The organism is Xenorhabdus griffiniae (genome assembly GCF_015163655.1).
In the GTDB taxonomy this organism is placed as follows: Bacteria; Pseudomonadota; Gammaproteobacteria; order Enterobacterales; family Enterobacteriaceae; genus Xenorhabdus; species Xenorhabdus griffiniae.
This window is the reverse complement of the sequence record NZ_JADEUF010000252.1, coordinates 1-1,315: the sequence shown is the minus strand read 5'-3', so window position 1 is coordinate 1,315 and position 1,315 is coordinate 1. Positions and strand designations below refer to the sequence as shown.

Sequence of the window (1,315 nt, the reverse complement as noted above, 5' to 3'; positions counted from 1 at the left end):
TAATAATATTATCACACCTAATGCTTTGAAGTATTTACTATTCACCTAAACCTTCCTAATTCATTAAAAAAATGCTGTAAATCCGCTTCCGGTGTTCTTGGTTTTCTTTTCATTTCTTCTTTCAAAAGTGCTATTAATTTTTCACTTATCCCATATTGCTTATCAAGAGTATCTAAAATATAAGCCGCTAGAACTCCAACAGCTAAAACTATCAGAGCAACGGCAATAATACTTCCACCTAAAAATGCAGTGGCAGTTAAAAGTGATCCTACAATCCAGGAGGAAGCAGCAATAATAGCAGTTTTAGCCATATCCATGGTTACATTGCCAAGAAAATCGGCTAGCGTATATTCATCCTTAAAAATACTTTCTATTACTCGATATCCAATAGAAAAAATGATGGAGAATCTAACTCCTTGAACAACGCTTGCATTAAGACCCTGCTGCCCAATTCCCATTCCAAGCATTTGGGGATTTTGGGCACGATATCGTGTCCCCATGATACGGCTCCGAAGACCTGCATGCCCTGATATGTGAATATACCTTTCCCCATTTTTTCCTACATGTTCTGCCGCTTTAATGCCTAAGCTCTTAAATTCTCGAACAACATCATGGAATCCACGTGAATCATAGATATTTCCTGCGTAGGTAGATATGGGATCAGTGACAGAAAATACACGCGCCATAGGATTTTTTTTCTTGTTTCCTGCGTCCATACCTCTTGCAAATGCTTCTTCATAACTTAGGTGTTTTTCGTCCATACCTCTTGCAAATGCTTCTCCATGATTTGGACTTTGTGGACGGCGGGGACTGATATCCTCAATAATGCTTTGAGCTTCTGATAATGTGAGAACAAAGTGATATTGGGTATTATCCCTCAATACTTTTTCTAGACCAATAGCATCAAAAAATTCATGTTGAGGCTTTAGCTGATTAATTCCCACATTCCCCCTTAAAACATCCCCCATATAGCCATCCCAAGTGGGATTATATTTCTTATGTATCATTCCTCAATTCTCCATAATATTCGTCATGAATAATTTCATTAATTACTATTAAGACATGTAACAATCAAGTGATTTGTGTCACGATTTCCATATAGCATCAATTAAACAGGATATAACAGTAAGCCTTATCTATTCCAGCATGAATAAAAGATCACCAGAAAAATTGTAATTAACCTCTCTTCTTAAATAAAACTCCAAATCCGAAGAGATGCACGATAAAGTGATAGGAACGTTTATTGAGCGTGAATTCTATCTCAGGTAATAAATCTAACTATTGGGAGCATGACCTGGTTTTTATATGCTTTATA

Annotated in this window: 1 protein-coding gene; it reads right to left on the bottom strand. The window is 36.5% G+C overall.

Annotated elements, in window-relative coordinates; genetic code table 11:
• Positions 1-41: 41 nt before the first annotated feature.
• Positions 42-1,007: a hypothetical protein gene (locus tag IQ211_RS19280; protein ID WP_193836478.1), complete on the bottom strand. Its 966-nt coding sequence runs from the start codon at positions 1,005-1,007 to the stop codon at positions 42-44.
• Positions 1,008-1,315: the final 308 nt, after the last annotated feature.